The sequence below is a fragment of the Roseivivax sp. GX 12232 genome, from assembly GCF_021272185.1.
In the GTDB taxonomy this organism is placed as follows: domain Bacteria; phylum Pseudomonadota; class Alphaproteobacteria; order Rhodobacterales; family Rhodobacteraceae; genus Roseivivax.
In genome coordinates this window covers 606,129-628,853 of the sequence record NZ_JAJSEC010000001.1, presented here as the reverse complement: position 1 = coordinate 628,853, position 22,725 = coordinate 606,129, and the positions used below count along the sequence as shown (strand labels likewise).

At 69.2% G+C, this 22,725-nt stretch carries 25 protein-coding genes; all 25 read left to right on the top strand.

What is annotated here, in order from left to right; translation table 11 throughout:
- Nucleotide 1: 1 nt before the first annotated feature.
- The 25 genes from LR948_RS02875 (at nucleotide 2) to nuoK (ending at nucleotide 22,725) form a co-directional block, all read left to right on the top strand.
- Nucleotides 2-1,567, top strand: a complete 1,566-nt coding sequence (locus tag LR948_RS02875) for an AMP-binding protein (protein ID WP_232752414.1) — start codon at nucleotides 2-4, stop codon at nucleotides 1,565-1,567.
- A complete protein-coding gene (locus LR948_RS02870; RefSeq protein ID WP_370634850.1) occupies nucleotides 1,564-3,168 on the top strand; it encodes a carboxyl transferase domain-containing protein in 1,605 nt (534 codons plus the stop codon). Before LR948_RS02875 ends, LR948_RS02870 begins: the two co-directional genes overlap by 4 nt.
- Nucleotides 3,169-3,246: 78 nt before the next feature.
- Nucleotides 3,247-5,193, top strand: coding sequence for a biotin carboxylase N-terminal domain-containing protein (locus LR948_RS02865; RefSeq protein WP_232752413.1), 1,947 nt, complete (start codon nucleotides 3,247-3,249; stop codon nucleotides 5,191-5,193).
- Nucleotides 5,190-5,843: a glutathione S-transferase family protein gene (locus tag LR948_RS02860; RefSeq protein ID WP_232752412.1), complete on the top strand. Its 654-nt coding sequence runs from the start codon at nucleotides 5,190-5,192 to the stop codon at nucleotides 5,841-5,843. The genes LR948_RS02865 and LR948_RS02860 overlap by 4 nt, the downstream gene beginning before the upstream one ends.
- 3 nt (nucleotides 5,844-5,846) lie before the next feature.
- The gene (locus LR948_RS02855; RefSeq protein WP_232752411.1) at nucleotides 5,847-6,719 is read left to right on the top strand and encodes a hydroxymethylglutaryl-CoA lyase; all 873 of its coding nucleotides are present in this window, start codon (nucleotides 5,847-5,849) and stop codon (nucleotides 6,717-6,719) included.
- Nucleotides 6,720-6,730: 11 nt separating this feature from the next.
- Nucleotides 6,731-7,516 (top strand): crotonase/enoyl-CoA hydratase family protein, encoded by a 786-nt coding sequence (locus LR948_RS02850; RefSeq protein WP_232752410.1) that lies wholly within the window; start codon nucleotides 6,731-6,733, stop codon nucleotides 7,514-7,516.
- Nucleotides 7,517-8,856: 1,340 nt separating this feature from the next.
- Nucleotides 8,857-9,222, top strand: coding sequence for an NADH-quinone oxidoreductase subunit A (locus LR948_RS02845; protein ID WP_232752409.1), 366 nt, complete (start codon nucleotides 8,857-8,859; stop codon nucleotides 9,220-9,222).
- A complete protein-coding gene (locus tag LR948_RS02840) occupies nucleotides 9,222-9,746 on the top strand; it encodes an NADH-quinone oxidoreductase subunit B family protein (protein ID WP_232752628.1) in 525 nt (174 codons plus the stop codon). The genes LR948_RS02845 and LR948_RS02840 overlap by 1 nt, the downstream gene beginning before the upstream one ends.
- Nucleotides 9,747-9,759: 13 nt before the next feature.
- A complete protein-coding gene (locus LR948_RS02835; protein WP_232752408.1) occupies nucleotides 9,760-10,371 on the top strand; it encodes an NADH-quinone oxidoreductase subunit C in 612 nt (203 codons plus the stop codon).
- The gene (locus LR948_RS02830; RefSeq protein ID WP_232752407.1) at nucleotides 10,371-11,591 is read left to right on the top strand and encodes an NADH-quinone oxidoreductase subunit D; all 1,221 of its coding nucleotides are present in this window, start codon (nucleotides 10,371-10,373) and stop codon (nucleotides 11,589-11,591) included. The genes LR948_RS02835 and LR948_RS02830 overlap by 1 nt, the downstream gene beginning before the upstream one ends.
- A 100-nt stretch (nucleotides 11,592-11,691) precedes the next feature.
- On the top strand, nucleotides 11,692-12,018 hold the full coding sequence (locus tag LR948_RS02825; protein WP_232752406.1) for a hypothetical protein: 327 nt from the start codon (nucleotides 11,692-11,694) through the stop codon (nucleotides 12,016-12,018).
- A 61-nt stretch (nucleotides 12,019-12,079) separates the two neighbouring features.
- Complete coding sequence (locus LR948_RS02820; RefSeq protein ID WP_232752405.1) at nucleotides 12,080-13,198, top strand: NADH-quinone oxidoreductase subunit E; 1,119 nt, start codon at nucleotides 12,080-12,082, stop codon at nucleotides 13,196-13,198.
- A gap of 71 nt (nucleotides 13,199-13,269) precedes the next feature.
- Nucleotides 13,270-14,133 (top strand): endonuclease, encoded by an 864-nt coding sequence (locus tag LR948_RS02815; protein ID WP_232752404.1) that lies wholly within the window; start codon nucleotides 13,270-13,272, stop codon nucleotides 14,131-14,133.
- Nucleotides 14,134-14,151: 18 nt separating this feature from the next.
- Complete coding sequence (locus LR948_RS02810) at nucleotides 14,152-14,367, top strand: DUF5337 family protein (RefSeq protein ID WP_232752403.1); 216 nt, start codon at nucleotides 14,152-14,154, stop codon at nucleotides 14,365-14,367.
- Nucleotides 14,368-14,370: 3 nt separating this feature from the next.
- Nucleotides 14,371-15,669, top strand: a complete 1,299-nt coding sequence (gene nuoF, locus LR948_RS02805) for an NADH-quinone oxidoreductase subunit NuoF (protein ID WP_232752402.1) — start codon at nucleotides 14,371-14,373, stop codon at nucleotides 15,667-15,669.
- 79 nt (nucleotides 15,670-15,748) lie between these two features.
- Nucleotides 15,749-16,171, top strand: a complete 423-nt coding sequence (locus LR948_RS02800; RefSeq protein WP_232752401.1) for an MAPEG family protein — start codon at nucleotides 15,749-15,751, stop codon at nucleotides 16,169-16,171.
- 87 nt (nucleotides 16,172-16,258) lie between these two features.
- Complete coding sequence (locus LR948_RS02795; RefSeq protein WP_232752400.1) at nucleotides 16,259-16,585, top strand: hypothetical protein; 327 nt, start codon at nucleotides 16,259-16,261, stop codon at nucleotides 16,583-16,585.
- A gap of 143 nt (nucleotides 16,586-16,728) precedes the next feature.
- A complete protein-coding gene (locus LR948_RS02790; protein WP_232752399.1) occupies nucleotides 16,729-17,139 on the top strand; it encodes a DUF5333 domain-containing protein in 411 nt (136 codons plus the stop codon).
- 9 nt (nucleotides 17,140-17,148) lie between these two features.
- Entirely contained in the window at nucleotides 17,149-19,170 is a 2,022-nt protein-coding gene (nuoG, locus tag LR948_RS02785; protein WP_232752398.1) for an NADH-quinone oxidoreductase subunit NuoG, read from the top strand.
- Nucleotides 19,171-19,175: 5 nt separating this feature from the next.
- Nucleotides 19,176-19,577, top strand: coding sequence for a hypothetical protein (locus tag LR948_RS02780; protein ID WP_370634848.1), 402 nt, complete (start codon nucleotides 19,176-19,178; stop codon nucleotides 19,575-19,577).
- 7 nt (nucleotides 19,578-19,584) lie between these two features.
- Nucleotides 19,585-20,622, top strand: a complete 1,038-nt coding sequence (gene nuoH / locus LR948_RS02775; RefSeq protein WP_232752397.1) for an NADH-quinone oxidoreductase subunit NuoH — start codon at nucleotides 19,585-19,587, stop codon at nucleotides 20,620-20,622.
- A gap of 152 nt (nucleotides 20,623-20,774) precedes the next feature.
- Complete coding sequence (nuoI, locus tag LR948_RS02770; protein ID WP_232752396.1) at nucleotides 20,775-21,269, top strand: NADH-quinone oxidoreductase subunit NuoI; 495 nt, start codon at nucleotides 20,775-20,777, stop codon at nucleotides 21,267-21,269.
- A complete protein-coding gene (locus tag LR948_RS02765; RefSeq protein WP_232752395.1) occupies nucleotides 21,266-21,676 on the top strand; it encodes a carboxymuconolactone decarboxylase family protein in 411 nt (136 codons plus the stop codon). Before nuoI ends, LR948_RS02765 begins: the two co-directional genes overlap by 4 nt.
- Nucleotides 21,673-22,275 carry an NADH-quinone oxidoreductase subunit J gene (locus LR948_RS02760; RefSeq protein WP_232752394.1) on the top strand — a complete coding sequence of 201 codons (603 nt, stop codon included), beginning with the start codon at nucleotides 21,673-21,675 and terminating at the stop codon, nucleotides 22,273-22,275. Before LR948_RS02765 ends, LR948_RS02760 begins: the two co-directional genes overlap by 4 nt.
- A gap of 144 nt (nucleotides 22,276-22,419) precedes the next feature.
- Nucleotides 22,420-22,725, top strand: a complete 306-nt coding sequence (gene nuoK / locus LR948_RS02755) for an NADH-quinone oxidoreductase subunit NuoK (protein ID WP_048532290.1) — start codon at nucleotides 22,420-22,422, stop codon at nucleotides 22,723-22,725.

The window sequence follows — 22,725 nt, the reverse complement described above, 5'->3', positions numbered from 1 at the left end:
GATGCTGCGAAAACGCCCCTATGACGCGCTTTTCGCCGGGTTCCACTGGGACCTGCCGGAAGAGCTGAACCTGGCGCATCAGGTCTGCGACGGCTGGGCGGCGGTCGAGCCCGAGCGCATCGCGCTGATCGACCTCTCCGGCGGCGGGCGGCGCGACGTGACCTACGGCCAGCTCTGGGAGCTGTCGCGACGGGTCGAGGTGGCGCTGATCGAGAAGGGCGTGATGCGCGGCGACCGGGTCGGCGTGCTCTTGTCGCAATCGCCGCTCTGCGCGGCGGCGCATGTCGCGGCCTGGCGGCTCGGCGCGATCTCGGTGCCGCTGTTCAAGCTCTTCGGCCGCGAGGCGCTGGAGACCCGGATCGACGATTCGGGCCTGGGCGTGGTGGTCACCGACGCCGAGGGGCAGGCGGCGCTCGCGGGCTTCGGGCTGGGGCTCGTCACCGGAGAGAGCCTGCCGCGCCACGCCGGCGGCACCAAGGCCGGCGTGCCGACCGAACCTGACGACGCGGCGGTCCTGATCTACACCAGCGGCACCACCGGGCGGCCCAAGGGCGCGCTGCACGGCCACCGCATCCTGACCGGCCATCTGCCCGGCGTGGAGATGAGCCACGATTTCCTCGGCCAGCGCGGCGACGTCCTCTGGACGCCGGCCGACTGGGCCTGGATCGGCGGGCTCTTCGACGTGCTGATGCCCGGGCTGGCGCTGGGCGTGCCGGTGGTCGCGGCGCGGACGGCGAAGTTCACACCCGCCGACTGCGCCCGGATCTGCGCCGAGGCGGGGGTGAAGAACGTCTTCTTCCCACCCACCGTCCTGCGCATGCTCAAGGCCGAGGGCGCCACGATCCCCGGCCTGCGTTCGGTCGCCTCGGGCGGCGAGCCGCTCGGCCCCGAGATGCTGGCCTGGGGCCGCGAGGCGCTGGGCGTGACCATCAACGAGTTCTACGGCCAGACCGAATGCAACATGGTGGCCTCCTCCTGCGCGGCGCTCTTCGAGCCGAAGCCCGGGGCCATCGGCCGCCCGGTGCCCGGCCACAGGCTCGCGGTGATCGACGCCGAGGGCCTCGAGACCGAGGGCGAGGGCGACATCGCGGTCAAGCGCGGCTCGGCGGCGATGATGCTGGAATACTGGCGCAATCCTCGCGCCACGGCGGCCAAGTTCCGCGGCAAGTGGATGCTGACCGGCGACCGCGGCACCTGGCAGGACGGCTACCTGCGCTTCGTCGGGCGCGAGGATGACGTGATCGCCTCGGCGGGCTACCGCATCGGCCCCGCCGAGATCGAGGACTGCCTGCTCACCCATCCCGCCGTTGCCACGGTGGGCGTCGTGGGCAAGCCCGACGAGATCCGCGGCGAGATCGTGAAGGCCTATGTCGTCCCGCGCCCCGGCGCAGAGACGGAAGGGCTGGCCGAAGAACTGAAAGGCTGGGTCCGGGCGCGGCTCGCCAGCCATCTCTACCCCCGCGAGGTCGCCTTTCTCGATGCCCTGCCGATGACGGTCACGGGCAAGGTGATCCGCAAGGAACTGAAGGCCCGGGCCCGGGCCGAGACCAAGGAGGAGCGGTCGTGAAACTGCAATCCCAGGCGATGGCCGGATCGGAGGAGTTCAAGGCCAACCGCGCCGCCCATCTCGAGGCGCTGCGGGTGGTCGAGGAGGCGGCGGCCCAGGCCGCGGCGGGCGGCGGCCAGCGGGCGCGCCAGCGCCATCTCGACCGCGGCAAGATGCTGCCGCGCGACCGGGTGGCGGGGTTGCTCGACCCCGGCTCGCCCTTTCTCGAGGTCGGCGCCACGGCGGCGCATGACATGTATGACGGCGCCGCGCCCGCGGCGGGCGCCATCGCGGGCATCGGGCGGGTCTCTGGGCAGGACTGCATGGTCCTGGCCAATGACGCCACGGTGAAGGGCGGCACCTATTACCCGATGACCGTCAAGAAGCACCTGCGCGCCCAGGAGATCGCCGAGGAGAACCATCTGCCCTGCATCTACCTGGTGGATTCGGGCGGGGCTAACCTGCCCAACCAGGACGAGGTCTTCCCCGACCGCGACCACTTCGGGCGGATCTTCTACAACCAGGCCCAGATGAGCGCCAAGAACATCCCCCAGATCGCGGTGGTCATGGGCTCCTGCACCGCCGGCGGCGCCTATGTGCCGGCGATGTCCGACGTGACGATCATCGTGAAGGACCAGGGCACGATATTCCTCGCCGGCCCGCCCCTGGTGAAGGCCGCCACCGGCGAGGAGGTCAGCGCCGAGGACCTGGGCGGCGGCGACGTGCACACCCGGCTTTCGGGCGTCGCGGACTACCTCGCCGAGGACGACTACCACGCGCTGGCGCTTGCCCGCCGCGCGGTGTCCGGGCTCAACCGCGACAAGCCCGCGGGCGTGCGCTGGGAAAGCCCCGAGCCGCCCGCCTACGACCCCGAGGACATCCTCGGCGTGGTGCCCGCCGACCTGCGCACGCCCTATGACATCCGCGAGGTCATCGCCCGCGTCGTCGACGGCTCGCGCTTCGACGAGTTCAAGCCGCGCTTCGGCGACACGCTGGTCACCGGCTTCGCCCATGTCGAGGGCTGCCCGGTGGGCATCGTCGCCAACAACGGCGTGCTGTTCTCCGAGGCCGCGCAGAAGGGCGCGCATTTCGTCGAGCTCTGCTCGCAGCGGAAGATCCCGCTGGTCTTCCTGCAGAACATCACCGGCTTCATGGTCGGGCGGAAATACGAAAACGAGGGCATCGCCCGGCACGGCGCCAAGATGGTGACCGCCGTGGCTACCACCAGCGTGCCGAAGATCACCATGCTGGTCGGCGGCTCCTTCGGGGCGGGCAACTACGGGATGGCGGGCCGGGCCTACAGCCCGCGCTTCCTCTGGACCTGGCCCAACAGCCGGATCTCGGTCATGGGCGGCGAACAGGCCGCGGGCGTGCTGGCGACGGTCAAGCGGTCAGCGATGGAGAAATCCGGCGAAAGCTGGTCCGAGGCTGCCGAGGCCGAGTTCAAGCGCCCCACCATCGAGATGTTCGAGCGCCAGTCGCACCCGCTTTATGCCTCGGCGCGGCTTTGGGACGACGGTGTCGTCGACCCGCGCAAGACCCGCGAGGTGCTGGCGCTCTCGCTCCGCGCGGCGCTGAACCGGCCGATCGAGGACACGCGCTTCGGCGTGTTCCGGATGTGAGGAGGGCCCCGATGATGATCAACGAGACCCGATCCGGCGCGCGGAACCACTGGCACAAGCAAGGGAAAGGCGGCGCGGATGTTTGACAGGATCCTGATCGCCAACCGCGGCGAGATCGCCTGCCGCGTGATCGAGACCGCCCGGCGCATGGGCGTGGGCACGGTGGCGGTCTATTCCGACGCCGACCGCGACGCGCGGCACGTCGCGCTGGCCGACCGGGCGGTGCATATCGGCCCGCCGGCGCCCTCGGAAAGCTATCTCGACGGCGAGCGCATCATCGAGGCCGCGCTCTCAAGCGGCGCCGAGGCGATCCATCCGGGCTACGGCTTCCTTTCCGAGAACCCCGATTTCGTCGAGGCGGTGGAGGCCGCCGGGCTGACCTTCATCGGCCCCTCGGCGGATGCGATCCGGCGCATGGGCCTCAAGGACGCGGCCAAGGCGCTGATGGAAGAGGCCGGCGTGCCGGTGGTGCCGGGCTACCACGGCGCCGACCAGGACGACGCGCTCCTGGCGCGCGAGGCCGGACGCATCGGCTACCCGGTGCTGATCAAGGCAGTCGCGGGCGGCGGCGGCAAGGGCATGCGCAAGGTCGAGGCCGAGGGCGATTTCGCCGAGGCGCTGGCCTCGGCCCGGGCCGAGGCCAAGGGCGCCTTCGGCAATGCCGCCGTGCTGATCGAGAAATTCGTCACCAAGCCGCGCCACATCGAGGTGCAGGTCTTCGGCGACGGGACCTCGGCGGTGCATCTTTATGAACGCGACTGCTCGCTCCAGCGCCGCCACCAGAAGGTCATCGAGGAAGCCCCGGCCCCCGGCATGACGCCCGAGATGCGCGCCGCCATGGGCGCCGCCGCGGTGCGCGCCGCCGAGGCCATCGGCTACAAGGGCGCGGGCACGGTGGAGTTCATCGTCGACGGCTCGGGCGGGCTTTCGCCCGACGGGTTCTTCTTCATGGAGATGAACACCCGCCTGCAGGTCGAACACCCGGTGACCGAGGCGGTCACCGGCCTCGACCTGGTGGAATGGCAGCTCCGCGTCGCCGCCGGGGCGCCGCTGCCGCTGGGCCAGGAGGAGATCCCGCTTCAGGGTCATGCCTTCGAGGCCCGGCTTTACGCCGAGGACGTGCCCAAGGGCTTCCTGCCCGCGACCGGGCGGCTCGATCACCTGCGCTTTCCCGAGGGCGCGCGCTCGGATACCGGGGTGCGCTCGGGCGACGTGATCACCCCATATTACGACCCGATGATCGCCAAGATCGTCACCCAGGGCCCGACCCGCGCCATCGCGCTGCGGCGGCTGGCGCGCGCGCTCTCCGAGACCGAGGTGGCGGGCACGGTCACCAACCTGGCCTTCCTGGGCGCGCTGGCCGCGCATCGGGGCTTCGCGGCCGGCGATGTCGACACCGGGCTGATCGACCGCGACCTCGAGGCGCTGACCGAGGTGCCGGAACTGGCGGCGGCGCATCTGGCCGAGGCAGCGCTGATCGCGGCGGGCCTCGACGGTCCCGCGACCCCGCAGCAGGGCTTCGCGCTCTGGCAGCCGCTCTCGCAGCGCCTGGTGCTGAAGCGCGGCGGCGAGGACCTGGTCGTCTACCTGCGTGCTCGCGGCGCCGACCGGATCGAGGTCGAGCTGCCCGGCGCCACGGTCCTGGCCGAACGCCATGGGCACGCCTGGCGCTTCGACGGGATGCCCGCCCAGGGCGGCGTGCGCCACGGCGAGCGGATCACCGTCTTTGCCCATCACGGCATCGGGCTCGAGGTGGTCGACCCGCTGGCCCGCGCCGCCGCCGCGCATTCCGCCGATGTGATCGAGGCGCCGATGCCGGGCCGGGTGGCGCAGGTGCTGGTCGCCGCCGGTGACGCGGTCGAGGCGGGCCAGCGGCTCGCGGTGCTGGAGGCCATGAAGATGGAGCACGGGCTCAAGGCCGGGCGCGCCGGCACCGTGGCCGAGGTCATGGTCGCCGAGGGCGACCAGGTCGAGGCCGGCGCCGCGCTTCTGCGGCTCGAAGAGGACGGCGAGGCGGCGGCATGATCCGGCTGCACCACGCGCCCCAGACCCGCTCGATGCGGACGCTCTGGCTCCTGCACGAGCTGGGCCTCGACTTCGAGGTGGTGGAGCGTCCCTTCGACAAGAGCCTGCGCGCGCCGGACTACCTGGCGCTGTCGCCCGCGGGCCGGGTGCCGAGCCTCGAGATCGACGGCGAGATCCTCTTCGAGACCGGCGCCATCGCCGAATACCTCTGCGAGCGCTTCCCAGAGGCGGGGCTGGGCGTCGCGCCGGGCGACGAGGGCCGGGCCGACTGGCTGATCTGGCTGCATTTCGCCGAGACCCTCAGCCAGCACGCCGCGGCGCTGACCCAGCAGCACATCATGCTCTACGAGGACGCCATGCGCTCGCCGGTGGTGATGAAGCTCGAGGCGGCGCGGCTCGGCAAATGTTACGCCGCGCTCGAGGCACGGCTCGAGGGGCGCGACCACCTGGCCGCCGGGCGCGCCACCGCCGCCGACATCGGCGTGGCGCAGGCGATCTACATGGCGCGGCATTTCGCGCCGATCGAGGACTTCCCTCGGCTCGCGGCCTGGTATGCCCGGATGACCGCGCGGCCCGCCTTCGCAGCGAGCCTGCCGGGCGAAGGCGCGCGGCTTTACGCCAAGGATTTCTACCCCGCCTGGGAGGGCTGAGCCATGGCCGAGACGGTCGAGATATTCGAGGTCGGCCCGCGCGACGGGCTGCAGAACGAAAAGGGCGAGATCTCCGTCGCCGACAAGGTGCGGCTGATCGACTGCCTCAGCGCGGCGGGCTTCCGGCGCATCGAGGTGGCCTCGTTCGTGAGCCCCAAGTGGGTGCCGCAGATGGCCAATTCCGGCGAGGTGCTGGGCGCGATCCGGCGCGCGCCGGGGGTCTCCTACGCGGCGCTGACGCCGAACATGAAGGGGCTCGAGGGCGCGCTGGCCGCCCGCGCCGACGAGGTGGCGATCTTCGGCTCGGCCTCGGAGGGCTTCTCCAAGGCCAATATCAACGCCAGCATCGCCGAGAGCCTGGAGCGTTTCGCCCCGGTTGCCGAGGCGGCGCGCGCGGCCGGGCTGCCGGTCCGGGGCTATATCTCCTGCGTGGTCGAATGCCCCTACGACGGGCCGGTGGCGCCCGAGGCGGTGGCCCGCGTCGCCGCTGCGCTGCGCGAGATGGGCGTCTACGAGGTGAGCCTCGGCGACACCATCGGGCAGGGCCGCCCCGAGGCGGTCGACGCCATGCTGGGCGCGGTGCTGGAGGAGATGCCGGCGGCGCGGCTCGCCGGGCATTTCCACGACACATCGGGCCGCGCGGTCGAGAACATCGAGGTGGCGCTGGCGCGCGGGCTCCGGGTCTTCGACGCGGCGGTCGGCGGGCTCGGCGGCTGCCCCTATGCGCCCGGCGCCAAGGGCAACGTGGCAACCGAGACGGTCGCGGCGCGGCTTGCGGAACTGGGCTATGAGACCGGGCTCGACCTCGCGCGCATCGCCGAGGCGGCCGAGATCGCGCGCGGGCTGCGGCAGGCGTCCGCGGGCGCGAAGACGTAAGGGAGAGGACTTTGGCAGACCTGGTGAATGTCAGCCGCGACGCGCGCGGCGTGGCCACGCTGGCCCTGGCGCGGGCCGAGAAACACAACGCGATGTCGGCGCAGATGATGACCGAGCTCGTGGAGGCCGCCGAGGCGCTGGCCCGCGACCCCGAGGTCCGGGTCGTGATCCTGGCCGCCGAAGGGCCCACCTTCTGCGCCGGGGGCGACCTGGCCTGGATGCGCGAACAGCGCGAGATGGACGCCGCGACGCGCAAGCGCGAAAGCCGCCGCATCGCCGAGGCGCTGGGCGCGCTGGCGCGTCTGCCGCAGCCGCTGATCGGGCGCATCCACGGCAATGCCTTCGGCGGCGGCGTCGGGCTGATCTCGGTCTGCGACGCGGCGATCGGGGTGGTGGGCGCCAAGCTCGGGCTGACCGAGGTGCGGCTGGGGCTCCTGCCCGCCAACATCGGCCCCTACGTGGTGGCCAAGATGGGCGCCGCGAAGGCCCGCGAGATCTTCATGAACGGGCGGATCTTCCCGGCCGAGGAAGGCGTGCGGCTGAACCTCCTGAAGGACGTGGTGGCGCCCGAGGCGCTTGATGCCGCGGTCGAGGCCGAGGTCGCGCCCTATCTCACCTGCGCACCGGGGGCCGTGGCCGAGGCCAAGGCGCTGCTCGCCGCGCTGGCGGGCCGGGTCTCGGAGGCGGATGTCGACATGGCGATCGACGCGCTGGCCGACCGCTGGGAGACGGCGGAGGCCGAGGAGGGGCTGACCGCCTTCTTCGACAAGCGCAAGCCGCGCTGGGCCGGGGGCTGAGAGCGCTCGAGCGCCGGGAGCCATGCTAAGAGCTGCGCCGCGCCCCTCGGGGTGCGGCGTTGTCGTCTGCGGGGCCCCGCGCGCCGTGCCTCTTTGCCTGCGGCGCTGTCACCTGCGGGCCCGCGTGCGCCGCGCCAGATTCGCGGCGCACCTCGCATTCGGGCGCCCGTGACCCTTTGAAGCTTAAAGGAAATCCGCCTCCGCCGGGCCTCGCGGCCCCTTGCCGCCCACATTCCTATCCGAAGGGATAGGTCGGCGATCCGAAATGCGCGTTTCCTATGCTCCCGTTGCCATGAAGCGCCGCGGGCGAGCTGCTAGTGTCATCCCTGCCGGGAGATAGATGAGAGGTCTTCCGGCGGCGCGCGCCGGTCCGAGTGTGACGGAGCGGCGCGCCGGGGAGCCGGCCGGGACGCGGGGGTGTCCCGGCGGCGAACCCTGAAACGGTGAGCCCCGGAGCGTGGCGTATGGAGCGCAGGGGCGTGACGAGTGACCGGCCAGGGAAACAATGGCCTTAACGAGTGTGGTATAGTGTCAGTGCGGGTCGGTGTGCCGGGCCTCCAGCCTTGTCCAATGTGCGGGCAAGCGCGGGTAGGACGCTCCGGGCGGCCCGATGGGTTGGACCAGTGACGTCCGGGTCTCGGACATCCGCGGACTCCCGATTTGTTCGCGGGACAATTGTGCAAGTGGTCAGTGATCGCGCCGCGGTGATCCGCGGTCAGGGGAATGAGCCGCGGGTGAAGACCCTCCGCGCGCGATTGAGTGCAAGAATGCGTCCGCTTCGGCGGGCGCATTTTTGTTTGGGCGGGCGGGGCAGGGGGGATGTTTGGTCGCGCATGGGTGGGGACTGAACGGACGTCCGGCTCGGCGCGTAAGGCGGGGCAGGGGAGCGCTGCTCTTCCGACGCAACGGGTGATGGAACGCCATCCGATGGCCTAAGGAGGCACCACAGCCCCCAAACTCCACGCTAAACGATCAAAAACCCGGCACCCGCGCGGCCGCGACCCCCGCCGCCACGTCACGGAATCGCCCCGCCGTCCCACCTCTTTGCTCCGCCGCCGGGTGGTCTGTTATGCTTCCGCCACGACGACACCGGGCCCGCGCCCGCCGGCCTGCCCGTGGCCCCGCGCCCAGGCGCAGAGCCCCCGGCGGCAGGCACAGGCCGCGCGCCGCGCCCGGAGCGCCGCGCCCCGATGGGGGGCACCGGGGACCCCGGCACTTCGCCGCGCCCCGTTGACCCCCCATGGCGGCGCGGATAGATGGTGGCAAGACCGACTAGCAACCGGTGATCCGCGCCGTAATCCGTAGGCTCTCCGGCCAGCGAATGGAAAGGACAGACCCCCGTGGAAGAGATGCTGAGGGAATACCTCCCGATCCTCGTTTTCCTCGCCATTGCCATCGGCCTGGGCCTGGTGCTCATCCTCGCCGCTCTGGTGCTGGCCGTGCGCAACCCCGACCCCGAGAAGCTCTCGGCCTATGAATGCGGGTTCAACGCCTTCGACGACGCACGCATGAAGTTCGACGTGCGCTTCTACCTGGTGTCGATCCTGTTCATCATCTTCGATCTCGAGATCGCCTTCCTGTTCCCCTGGGCCGTCGGCTTCCAGGACATCTCGATGGCGGGTTTCTGGTCGATGATGGTGTTCCTCGCGGTTCTCACCATCGGCTTCGCCTATGAATGGAAGAAAGGGGCGCTCGAATGGGAGTGATGACAGGCGCGAACAAGGCCGCCGCCGACCGCGACGTCGCCGTTCAGGACCTCAACCGGGAGCTCACCGACAAGGGCTTCCTGCTGACCTCGACCGAGGACATCATCAACTGGGCGCGCACCGGCTCGCTGCACTGGATGACCTTCGGCCTGGCGTGCTGCGCGGTCGAGATGATGCAGACCTCGATGCCGCGCTACGACCTCGAGCGCTTCGGCGTGGCGCCGCGCGCCAGCCCGCGCCAGTCCGACGTGATGATCGTCGCGGGCACGCTGACCAACAAGATGGCGCCGGCGCTGCGCAAGGTCTACGACCAGATGCCCGAGCCGCGCTACGTGATCTCGATGGGCTCCTGCGCCAACGGCGGGGGCTATTACCACTACAGCTACAGCGTCGTGCGCGGCTGCGACCGGGTGGTGCCGGTGGACGTCTATGTGCCCGGCTGCCCGCCGACCGCGGAGGCGCTGCTCTACGGGGTCATGGCGCTGCAGCGGAAGATCCGCCGCACCGGCACGCTGACACGCTGAAGGAGACCCGCCCATGAGCAGCGAAATGCAGGAACTCGGCGGCTACATCGAGGCCAAGCGCCCCGATTGCGTCGTCTCCTGGGAAGTGACGCAGGGCGAGCTGACCATGCAGGTCGCCGCCGCCAACATCCGCGGCCTGGTCGAATGGCTGAAGGAGGAACCCACCTGCCGGTTCTCCACGCTGATCGACATCACCGCGGTCGACTACCCCGAGCGTGCCAAGCGCTTCGACGTGGTCTACCACTTCCTGTCGATGCACCAGAACCACCGCATCCGGCTGAAGGTCGCGATCCGCGAAGAGGACCTGGTGCCCTCGATCGTCACGGTGCACCCCTCGGCCAACTGGTTCGAGCGCGAGATCTTCGACATGTTCGGGATCCTCTTCTCGGGCCACCCCGACCTGCGCCGCCTGCTGACCGACTACGGCTTCCGCGGCCACCCGCTGCGCAAGGACTTCCCGACCACCGGCTACGTCGAGGTCCGCTACGACGAAGAGCGCAAGCGCGTCGTCTACGAGCCGGTGAGCCTGGTGCAGGAATACCGCCAGTTCGATTTCATGAGCCCCTGGGAAGGCGCGGAATACGTGCTACCGGGCGATGAGAAAGCCGAAGAGGGGGCGAAGTGATGGACGGCTCCAAAGGGTTCGACGACGCTCAGACGCAAGAGCAGAAGATCCGCAACTTCAACATCAACTTCGGTCCGCAGCACCCCGCGGCGCACGGCGTGTTGCGCCTCGTGCTCGAGCTCGACGGCGAGATCTGCGAGCGCTGCGACCCGCATATCGGGCTGCTGCACCGCGGCACCGAGAAGCTGATGGAAAGCCGCACCTACCTGCAGAACCTGCCCTATTTCGACCGGCTCGACTACGTCGGCACGATGAACCAGGAGCACGGCTGGTGCCTGGCCATCGAGCGGCTGACCGGCACCGAGGTGCCGCGCCGGGCGCAGCTCATCCGGGTGCTCTTCTGCGAGGTCGGCCGGGTTCTGAACCACCTTCTCAACGTCACCACGCAGGCCATGGACGTGGGCGCGCTGACGCCGCCGCTCTGGGGCTTCGAAGAGCGCGAGAAGCTGATGTATTTCTACGAGCGGGCCTCGGGCGCGCGCCTGCACGCGGCCTACTTCCGGCCCGGCGGCGTGCACCAGGACCTGCCGCCCGAGCTGCTCGACGACATGGAGACCTGGTGCAAGGAGTTCATGCCCGTCCTCGACGACATCGACGGGCTCCTGACCGAGAACCGGATCTTCAAGCAGCGCAACGTCGACATCGGCATCGTCTCGCAGGAAGAGGCCCAGGAATGGGGCTTTTCGGGCGTCATGGTGCGCGGCTCCGGCATGGCCTGGGACCTGCGCCGCAGCCAGCCCTACGAATGCTACGACGAGTTCGACTTTCGCATCCCGGTGGGCAAGAACGGCGACTGCTACGACCGCTACCTGATCCGCATGGAAGAGATGCGCCAGTCGGTGCACATCATGGAACAGGCCATCGAGAAGCTGCGCCTGCCCGAGAACCAGGGCGACATCCTGGCGCGCGGCAAGGTCACCCCGCCGAAGCGGTCGGAGATGAAGACCTCGATGGAAGCGCTGATCCATCACTTCAAGCTCTACACCGAGGGCTTCCACGTCCCCGAGGGCGAGGTCTATGCCTGCGTCGAGGCGCCGAAGGGCGAATTCGGCGTCTACCTGGTCGCCGATGGCAGCAACCGGCCGTACCGCGCCAAGATCCGCGCGCCGGGCTATGCGCATCTGCAGGCCATGGACCACCTCTGCAAGGGTCACCAGCTCGCCGATGTCTCGGCGGTGCTGGGCTCGCTCGACATCGTGTTCGGGGAGGTGGACCGCTGATCGCGGCGGCCCCGGGCGGCAGCGCGGGGCCCATGCCCGGAGGCGGGCGCAACGCCAGAAGCGGCGGAACAGCCGCGACAGAAGAACGAGGGACGCTGACATGAAACGCCTGTTTGCACTGGGGGCGGTGACGCTCCTGGCGGCCTGCGAAACCCCGCCCGAGGGCACCGACGAGACCGACGTGGCGAACTTCGACAGCGCCATGGCGACCATCGGCTGCGATCTCGTGGACGAGGGCGATTACCAGGCGGTCGAGATCCAGACCGGGCTGAGCCGGGCGCAGGCGCAGGAAATGGCGGCCTTCCGGGTCGACACCGGCGCCGCGGCGCGGCTTTCGAACGGGGGCATCCGGCTTAAGACCGGCCCCTGCACGCCCGCCGAGCCCGCCGCCCCCGAGGCGGACGCGGACGCGGCGGCCGAGGCCTGATCCCGGGACACCAGCCGGCCCAAGCGCGCCACCGCGCCGCCGGAGAGACGGAAAGATAGCCATGCTGAGACGACTGCACCACGAGCAACCGGAAAGCTTCGCCTTCACGCCCGAGAACCAGGCCTGGGCGGAGACGCAGATCACCAAGTTCCCGAAGGACCGCCAGGCCTCCGCGATCATCCCGCTGCTGTGGCGGGCCCAAGAGCAGGAAGGCTGGCTGAGCCGGGCGGCGATCGAACATGTCGCGCAGATGCTCGACATGGCCTATATGCGCGCGCTCGAGGTGGCGACCTTCTACTTCATGTTCCAGCTCGCCCCGGTGGGCTCGGTCGCGCATATCCAGGTCTGCGGCACGACCTCCTGCATGATCTGCGGCGCCGAGGACCTGATCGCGGTCTGCAAGGACAAGATCGCCAAGAAGCCCTTCGAGACCTCCGAAGACGGCAAGCTGAGCTGGGAAGAGGTGGAATGCCTCGGCGCCTGCGCCAATGCGCCCATGGCCCAGATCGGCAAGGATTACTACGAGGACCTGACCGCCGAGCGCTTCGGCGAGATTCTCGACGCCATCACCAAGGGCGAGGTGCCGACGCCGGGTCCGCAGACCGGCCGCTACGCCTCCGAGCCCGCGATGGGGCTGACCTCGCTGAAGGACCACGAGGCCGACCGGCACCCGCAGAACGCCTCGGTCGAACTGGCGGTGAGCATCGGCGACACGGTCAAGCGGATCGACGGCAGCGAGGTGAAACTCGAGGCGCCCTGGCACGACTTCAGCAAGAAGGACGGCACCGCCCAGGTCGACAGCCGCGGCACCGAGAAGGCCGGCGGCCGCCCGGTGGACGACACCGGCATCGACCGCCGCGAGGCGCCCGCCGAGGGCACCGCGCATCCGAAGGCCGCCGCCCCCGCCAAGGCCGCCGAGGCCGAGCAGGGCGTCAAGCCCGAGCAGCTCGAGAAGCCGCGTGGCGGCGAGGCCGACGATCTCACCCGCATCCGCGGCGTCGGGCCGAAGCTCGCCGGGCTCCTGAACGAGATGGGCTTCTATCACTTCGACCAGATCGCCGGCTGGTCGCCGGAAGAGGTCGCCTGGGTCGACGACCACCTCGAGGGCTTCAAGGGCCGGGTCAGCCGTGACGACTGGGTCGCGCAGGCTAAATCCTTGGCTTCCGGGGACAAGACGTAGTCTTCTGGGCGTGTTAAAGAGGGCGACGAAAGGGTCGTGTCGCCCGAATAACACGGACAGGGAGTGAGAACATGAGTGCAGAACGGAACACGGTGAGCTGCCAGACGGGATGCTGGGCTCTTGCGGCGGGGGTCGGCTTCGTGACCTTCGTGATGTTGCTCGTCGTGGGCAGCACCGGGTGGATCGGGTCGATCTTCCTGGGCGGGCTGTCCTTCGTGTTCCTCGGCTTTCTGTTCAGCTGGATGTTCTGCGCCCCGCTGACCCGCCCGGGCGAGGTGACGCCGGGCTCCGAGCGCGGGCCGAAGACGCCGGGCACCGCGGGCGTGACGCCGGGCAGCGCCGGGGTGACCCCGGGCAGCACCGAGGCGCCCTCTGCCCCCGCGGCCCAGCCTGCCGCCGCCGCCGCGGCCCCGGCCGCCGCGGGCGCCGCCCAGGCCGGCACCAAGACCGGCAGCGAGGCCGGCGGGGTCAAGCCCTCGAAGGAGCTGCCGGGACAAAAGGACCTCTCGGAGCGCAAGGGCAACTGGAGCTACAAGGGCGAGGGCGGCGAGACGGGCCCCGCGCAGGGCCAGCCCATCGCCCATGGCGCCGAGGCCGGCGCCGACAAGGAGGCCCGCACCACCCAGAGCCTCGATCCCGAGGCCCCGCAAACCAAACCCGAGACGCTGTCGGGCGCGCGTGACGGCAAGCCCGACAACCTCAAGGAGATCAAGGGCGTCGGGCCGAAGCTGGAGAAGACCCTGAACGAGTTCGGCTTCTACCACTTCGACCAGATCGCCGGCTGGACCGAGGAAGAGGTCAACTGGGTCAACCAGAACCTCACCGGCTTCAAGGGCCGGGTCACCCGCGACGACTGGGTGGCGCAGGCCAAGATCCTGGCCTCGGGCGGCGACACCGAGTTCTCCAAGCGCGTCGACAAGGGCGACGTGTACTAACCCGGGCCGGAGGCCGCGATGCAGAGCGAAAACCAGGCACGGCGCGGGCGGGCGATCGCCCTGCTCATTGCCGGAACCGGGCTGTTCTGGATCGCGGCCACCGCCCTCGGGGTGCAGATGGGCTGGAGCCTGCGCACCCGCGCGTTCTTCGATCTCGCCGCCTTGGCGGCCTTCGGATACGCGATATTTTTGATCTATGGCCTCTGGCGGGACCGCCAGAAGAACAAGGACTGAGAGATGCTGCAGGATCAGGACCGGATCTTCACCAACCTCTACGGGATGCACGACCGTTCCCTGAAGGGCGCGCAGGCGCGCGGCCATTGGGACGGCACCGCCGACATCATCAAGAAGGGGCGCGACTGGATCGTCGAGGAGATGAAGGCCTCGGGTCTGCGCGGCCGCGGCGGCGCGGGCTTCCCGACCGGGCTGAAGTGGTCCTTCATGCCCAAGGAAAGCGACGGGCGCCCGGCCTATCTGGTCGTCAACGCCGACGAATCGGAGCCCGGCACCTGCAAGGACCGCGAGATCATGCGACATGATCCGCACACGCTGATCGAGGGCTGCCTGATCGCCTCTTTCGCGATGCAGGCCCATGCCTGCTACATCTACATCCGCGGCGAATACATCCGCGAGAAGGAAGCCCTGCAGCGCGCCATCAACGAGGCCTATGACGCGGGTCTCGTCGGCAAGAACGCCGCCGGCTCGGGCTGGGACTTCGACATCTACCTGACCCACGGGGCAGGGGCCTATATCTGCGGCGAGGAAACCGCCCTGATCGAGAGCCTCGAGGGCAAGAAGGGCATGCCGCGCATGAAGCCGCCCTTCCCGGCGGGCGCGGGCCTTTACGGCTGCCCGACCACGGTGAACAACGTCGAGTCGATCGCAGTGGTGCCGACCATCCTGCGCCGCGGCTCGGACTGGTTCTCCTCCTTCGGGCGTCCGAACAACGCCGGCACCAAGGTCTTCGCGATCTCGGGGCATGTGAACAACCCCTGCGTCGTCGAAGAGGCCATGTCGATCTCCTTCGAGGAGCTGATCGAGACCCATTGCGGCGGCATCCGCGGCGGCTGGGACAACCTCAAGGCGGTGATCCCCGGCGGCTCCTCCGTGCCCTGCATCCGCGGCGAAGAGATGAAGGACGCGATCATGGACTTCGACTACCTGCGCGAGCAGCGGTCGGGTCTCGGCACCGCGGCGGTGATCGTGATGGATCAGTCCACCGACGTCATCAAGGCGATCTGGCGGCTGGCGAAGTTCTACAAGCACGAGAGCTGCGGCCAGTGCACGCCCTGCCGCGAGGGCACCGGCTGGATGATGCGGGTGATGGAGCGTCTGGTCCACGGCGAGGCCGAGGTCGAGGAGATCGACATGCTGCTCGACGTGACCAAGCAGGTCGAGGGCCACACGATCTGCGCGCTCGGCGATGCGGCGGCCTGGCCGATCCAGGGCCTGATCCGCAACTTCCGCGACGAGATCGAGGACCGCATCAAGCACAAGCGCTCGGGCCGCACCGCCACGGTGATGGCCGCCGAGTGATCCCCCGCCGGGTCCCTCAGGGGGCCCGCTTTCCGGCGCCGGGCCCGACCCGGCGGCTGCCACAGAAGGACGACGCCCGATGACCGAGACGCTGGCCGCCTATTCCCACGCGCTCATGTCGGTGGCGCTTTTCGCGGTGCTCTGCCAGGTGCTGAGCGCGCTGCTCGCGCCGCGGCTTTCCAAGGCGGGCCATGCGCCGGGCACCGTGCCGCCGGTCAATTACGACGACCCGGTCTTCCGGCTTTTCCGCAGCTATCACAACTCGGTCGACAGCATGGGCCCCTTCGCCGCGGCGGTGGTGGCGGCGGTGCTGGCGGGGGCCTCTCCCTTCTGGGTGAACCTGCTTGCCTCGCTCGGACTTCTGGCGCGGCTCGGCGTGGTGGCCTGCTACGTGCCCGGCATCGGCAAGAACGAGTTCGGACCGCGCACCTTCGCCTATATCTTCCAGTCGGCCATGACGATCCTGCTGGGCCTGCTGGCGGCCGGTACGCTCCTTTTCTGAGCGATGGGCGGCCGGGCCCCGGAAGGCTTGAGATTCTCCGCCCGAGCGGCGACAACAGCCCGCGACAGCGGCGATTGGAGTGACGTGATGCGAGCCTGTGTGTTGATCCCCCTGGCGGCGATGCTGCTGGCCTCCTGCGGCTCCGACCGGGTGGCCTTCAACGGCGAGTTCTACCGCGCGAATGTCTCGGCCCCGGCCAAGGACCGGGCGAATTTCACCGCGACCGCCGGGCCGGTCTCCAAGGGCGTGTCGGGCGCGGCCGCCGCGGCGCGCCACGAGGCGATGCAGCACTGCATCCATTTCCTCGGCACCTCGGTGATCGACTACACGATCCCCGAGGGCACCCCGCCCGAGGCGCTGCCGCGCGACGGCGACCGCCTGGTCCTGCGCGGCACCTGCATCGAGGAGGGCTGAGGCCCGGCCAAGGCCCCTGTCGAAAGGGTGATCGGCAAGGCCCGGCCGAGGCGCCCTCGGCTATTGGATAACGGGACGGAAACGCCCCATCTCTTTGCCCAGACGGCCGCCGCAGGCGGCCGGCGGACACAAGGAGAGAGACAATGCGACGCATGATCCTGACGGTGGCCACGCTGGCCGTCTTCGGCGCGGGCGCCGCCGGGGCCCAGGGCAAACCGCCACTCAGCCAGGTCAGCGAGATCGACGATCCGCTCCTGATGATCGCCATCGCCGACCAGGTGCGCAAACGCTGCGAGAGCATCGACGCGCGGATGTTCAAGGCCTGGACGACGATCAACGCGCTGGAAAGCAAGGCCAAGGGCCTGGGCTATAGCGACGAGGAAATCGAGGACTACGTGACCTCGGACGAGGAGAAGGCGCGGATGCGCAGGCGCGGCGAGGCCCTGATGCGGCAGCGCGGACTGGACCCGGAACGGGACAGCGCCTATTGCACCTTGGGCCGCGAGGAAATAGCGAGGGGCAGCCAGATCGGCGTCCTTCTCAGGGAAAGGTGAGACGAGACGATGTCAGACCTCCGCAAGATCAGCATCGACGGTCAGGAAATCGAGGTGGACGGGGCGATGACGCTCCTGCAGGCCTGCGAGGAAGCCGGACGCGAGATCCCGCGTTTCTGCTACCACGAGCGCCTGTCGATCGCCGGGAACTGCCGGATGTGCCTTGTCGAGGTCGTGGGCGGCCCGCCGAAGCCGGCCGCCTCCTGCGCGATGCAGGTCCGTGACCTGCGTCCCGGCCCCGAAGGCCAGCCGCCGCAGGTCCGCACGAATTCGCCCATGGTGAAGAAGGCGCGGGAAGGGGTGATGGAGTTCCTGCTCATCAACCACCCGCTCGACTGCCCGATCTGCGACCAGGGTGGCGAATGCGACCTGCAGGACCAGGCCATGGCCTACGGCGTCGACTTCTCGCGCTACCGCGAGCCCAAGCGCGCCGTCGAGGACCTCGACCTCGGCCCGTTGGTCGAGACCCATATGACCCGCTGCATCTCCTGCACCCGCTGCGTGCGCTTCACCACCGAGGTGGCGGGCATCACCCAGATGGGCCAGACCGGCCGCGGCGAGGATGCGGAGATCACCTCCTACCTGGGCGAGACGCTGAACTCGAACCTGCAGGGCAACATCATCGACCTCTGCCCGGTCGGCGCGCTGGTCTCGCGCCCCTATGCCTTCACCGCCCGCCCCTGGGAGCTGACCAAGACCGAGTCGATCGACGTCATGGACGCGCTCGGCTCCTCGATCCGGGTCGACACCAAGGGCCGCGAGGTCATGCGCTTCCTGCCGCGCAACCATGACGGCACCAACGAGGAATGGATCTCGGACAAGACGCGCTTCGTCTGGGACGGGCTGAAGCGCCAGCGTCTCGACAAGCCCTTCGTCCGCGAGAACGGCAAGCTGCGCGCGGCCACCTGGCCCGAGGCGCTGGAGAAGGCCGCCGAGGCGCTGAAGGGCGCCAAGAAGGTCGCGGGCCTGGTGGGCGATCTCGCCCCGACCGAGGCCGCCTATGCGCTGAAGTCCCTGGTCGAGAGCTTCGGCGGCACCACCGAATGCCGCACCGACGGCGCCAAGCTGCCCGCGGGAAACCGTTCGGGCTATGTCGGCACCGCCGCCATCGAGGACATCGACGAGGCCCGCGCGGTGACCATCATCGGCGCCGACCCCTCGGTCGAGGCACCGGTGCTGAACGCGCGCATCCGCAAGGCCTGGTCGCTGGGCGCCGATGTGCGCCTGATCGGCGAGGCCGTGGACCTGACCTTCGACTACACCCACGCCGGCACCGACCGCGCGGCGCTGCAGGAGGCCGTGAAGGCCGCCAAGCCCGCCGAAGACGGCGAGGCGCTGGTCATCCTGGGCCAGGCGGCGCTTACCGGCGACGACGGCGCGGCGGTCCTGGCCGAGGCCATGGCCCTTTGCGAGGCGCAGAACGCCAAGCTCCTGGTGCTGCACACCGCCGCCGGCCGGGTCGGCGCGCTCGACGTGGGGGCCGTGACCGAGGGCGGCGTGACCGCGGCGCTCGACGGGGCGGATGTGGTCTACAACCTCGGCGCCGACGAGATCGAGATCGCCGAGGGGCCCTTCGTGATCTACCAGGGCAGCCACGGCGACCGCGGCGCGCATCGCGCCGACGTGATCCTGCCGGGCGCGGCCTACACCGAAGAGCAGGGCCTCTTCGTCAACACCGAGGGCCGCCCGCAGCTCGCGCTGCGCGCCGGCTTCGCGCCGGGCCAGGCCAAGGAGAACTGGGCCATCCTGCGCGCGCTCTCGGCCGAGGCGGGCCGGCAGCTGCCCTTCGACAGCCTGGCCGAGCTGCGCTCGGACCTGGTCAAGGCGGTGCCGCATCTGGCCGAGATCGACCGGGTGCCCTCGAACGACTGGCAGAAGGTCGAGGCGGGCGGATCGCTCGGCTCCGGGGCCTTCGGCCGCGCGATCCGGGACTTCTACCTGACCAACCCGATCGCCCGCGCCAGCCAGCTCATGGCCGAACTCAGCGCCAACGCGAAGGCGCGCAAAGAGACGCAAATCGCGGCGGAGTGACGCGCTTGACCGCCGTCCTCCGCGTCGCCGCCCTCTTGCAGGCCGCCGCCCTGGCGGCCTGTGCACCAACCGGCGAGCGCGGTGACGGCGCGCCCTTCGCGCCCGAGTACGAGGGAATCGAAACGCGGCTCCTCGACGGGGACCTGGTGCAGTTCCTGGTGGAGATGCGCGGCGCGCGGGGCTCCGCGGACGTCGAGGCCTACGCCGAATGTGCCGCATCGCAATACGCGCTGATCCGGGGCTACGGTTTTGCGCGGCATTTGCGAACAAATGTCGAGGAAGAGGGTGGTCTCTGGCGCGCAGATGCGGTTTACACCATCTCGCCAGCGCTGCCCCGCGGGCGGTTCACGATCGACGCCGAAGTGACAGCCGCCGCCTGCGCGGAAAACGGAATACCGATGGTGTGAGGACCCGATGTCTGACTTCATGATGTCCACCGGAGGCACAGCCCTGATCATTGTCGCCCAGTGCCTCGCGGTGGTGACCTTCGTGATGGTCTCGCTGCTTTTCCTGGTCTACGGCGACCGGAAGATCTGGGCGGCGGTGCAGATGCGCCGCGGCCCCAACGTTGTGGGCGTCTTCGGCCTGCTGCAGACCATCGCCGACGCGCTGAAATACGTGGTCAAGGAGGTGGTGATCCCCGCCGGCTCGGACCGCACGGTCTTCATGCTGGCGCCGCTGACCTCCTTCGTGCTGGCAATGATCGCCTGGGCGGTGATCCCCTTCAACGACACCTGGGTGCTCTCGGACATCAATGTCGCCATCCTCTATGTCTTCGCGGTCTCCTCGCTCGAGGTCTACGGCGTGATCATGGGTGGCTGGGCCTCGAACTCGAAGTATCCCTTCCTGGGCTCGCTGCGCTCGGCGGCGCAGATGATCTCCTACGAGGTGTCGATCGGCCTGATCATCATCGGCGTGATCCTCTCGACCGGGTCGATGAACTTCGGCGACATCGTGCGCGCCCAGGACGGATCCTACGGGTTCTTCAACTGGTACTGGCTGCCGCATTTCCCGATGGTCTTCCTGTTCTTCATCTCCTGCCTGGCCGAGACCAACCGCCCGCCCTTCGACCTGCCCGAGGCCGAGTCCGAACTGGTGGCAGGCTACCAGGTGGAATATTCCTCGACGCCCTTCCTGCTGTTCATGGCCGGCGAATACATCGCGATCTTCCTGATGTGCGCGCTGACCTCGCTGCTGTTCTTCGGCGGCTGGCTCTCGCCGATCCCGGGCCTGCCCGACGGGGCGCTCTGGATGGTCGCGAAGATGACGTTCTTCTTCTTCCTCTTCGCGATGGTGAAGGCGATCACGCCGCGCTACCGCTACGACCAGCTGATGCGCCTTGGCTGGAAGGTCTTCCTGCCCTTCAGCCTGGTCTGGGTCGTCTTCGTGGCCTTCGCCGCCAAGTTCGGCTGGTTCTGGGGCCTCTTCGCCCGCTGGACCACCGGGGCCTGAGCCGCATGGCCGCCGCCCCCGCATATGCCCGGCCCCGCGCCCGCGCCGAAAGGCCGGCCGGCGGGGCGGGGCGCCTTTCATTCCACCGGGGCATTGCCCCGGTCCCGCCCGCTGAGACAAGCGTCACACGCGGATCGATCTAAGGAGTCGTCATGGCGAAGATGGATTACAGCCGCGCCGCGAGTTACTTCCTGCTCTCCGATGTCTGGCAGGGCCTGAAGCTCGGCCTGAAGTATTTCTTCGGGCCCAAGGCCACGGTGAACTACCCGCACGAAAAGGGCCCGCTGAGCCCGCGCTTCCGGGGCGAGCACGCGCTGCGCCGCTACCCCAACGGCGAGGAACGCTGCATCGCCTGCAAGCTCTGCGAGGCGGTCTGCCCGGCCCAGGCGATCACCATCGACGCGGAACCGCGCGAGGACGGCTCGCGCCGGACCACCCGCTACGACATCGACATGACCAAGTGCATCTACTGCGGCTTCTGCCAGGAAGCCTGCCCGGTGGATGCCATTGTCGAGGGGCCGAACTTCGAGTTCACCACCGAGACCCGCGAGGAGCTTTACTACGACAAGGAGAAGCTCCTCGAGAACGGCGAACGCTGGGAAGCCGAGATCGCCCGCAACCTCGAACTGGACGCGCCCTACAGATGAGCGATAGCCAGAACCCCTTCGAACTGTTCATGCGCCAGGCGCAGGAGATGGCCAAAAGCTGGAATCCCGCGCTTGAGACCTTCAACGTGCGCGAGTTCGAGAAATTCTGGCCGACGATGCCCAAGGACTTCATGGAGATGTCCTTCGGCAAGGGCATGTCGCAGGACGGCCTGGACGCCAAGACGCGCCTGCTCTTGACCTTGGCCGGCCTGACGATGCAAGGCGCACAGGCAGAAACACCGTTCCGGATGAACGTGCGCCACGCGCTCGAGGCCGGGGCCACCAAGGACGAGATCGCCGAGACCATCGCCCAGATGTCGATGTTCGCCGGCATTCCCGCCATGACCCGCGCCATGGAGCTGGCGCGCCAGGTCATGGAAGAGGACGGAAAGGACGAAACGACATGAGCGCCTTTGCCTTCTATCTCTTTGCCATTTCGACCATCGCGGGGGGCCTGTTCACCGTGATCAGCCGCAACCCGGTGCATTCGGTGCTTTGGCTGATCCTGGCGTTCCTGTCCTCGGCGGGGCTCTTCGTGCTGATGGGCGCGGAGTTCGTGGCGATGCTGCTGGTCATCGTCTACGTCGGCGCCGTGGCGGTGCTCTTCCTCTTCGTGGTGATGATGCTCGACGTCGATTTCGCCGAGCTCAAGGCCGAGATGGCCCGCTACGTGCCGCTGGCGCTCCTGATCGCCGTGGTGATCCTGATGCAGTTCTCGATCGCCTATGGCGCCTGGGAGACCGCGCCCACCGCGGCGGCCAACATCGCCCAGGCGGTGCCCGAGGGCCGGCACAACACCGAGGCCCTGGGCCTCATTCTCTACGACGAGTATTTCCTGCTGTTCCAGCTCGCGGGGCTGATCCTGCTGGTCGCCATGATCGGCGCGATCGTCCTGACCCTGCGGCACCGGACCGACGTCAAGCGGCAGGACGTGCTGGCGCAGATGTACCGCGATCCCAAGACCGCGATGGAACTGAAGGACGTGAAGCCCGGGCAGGGCCTCTGACCGCCGCCGGGCCCGATTGGCGGGCCCGGGACTGGTGCAACGCATGTCCCCGCGCCGGGCGGCAAGATCCGGTCGGGGGCCGACAGACGGGCCGGCGCGCGCGGCAGTGACGCCCCGCCGCCGGGACGCAGAACGAGGGACGAGATGATCGGACTGGAACATTACCTGACGGTGGCGGCGGTGCTCTTCGTCATCGGCATCTTCGGGCTCTTCCTGAACCGGAAGAACGTGATCATCCTGCTGATGTCGATCGAGCTGATGCTCCTGGCCGTGAACATCAATCTCGTCGCCTTCTCGGCGCATCTCGGCGATCTCGTCGGGCAGGTCTTCACGCTCTTCGTGCTGACCGTCGCCGCCGCCGAGGCCGCGATCGGTCTTGCGATCCTCGTCTGCTTCTTCCGCAACCGCGGCACCATCGCGGTGGAAGACATCAACGTGATGAAAGGCTGA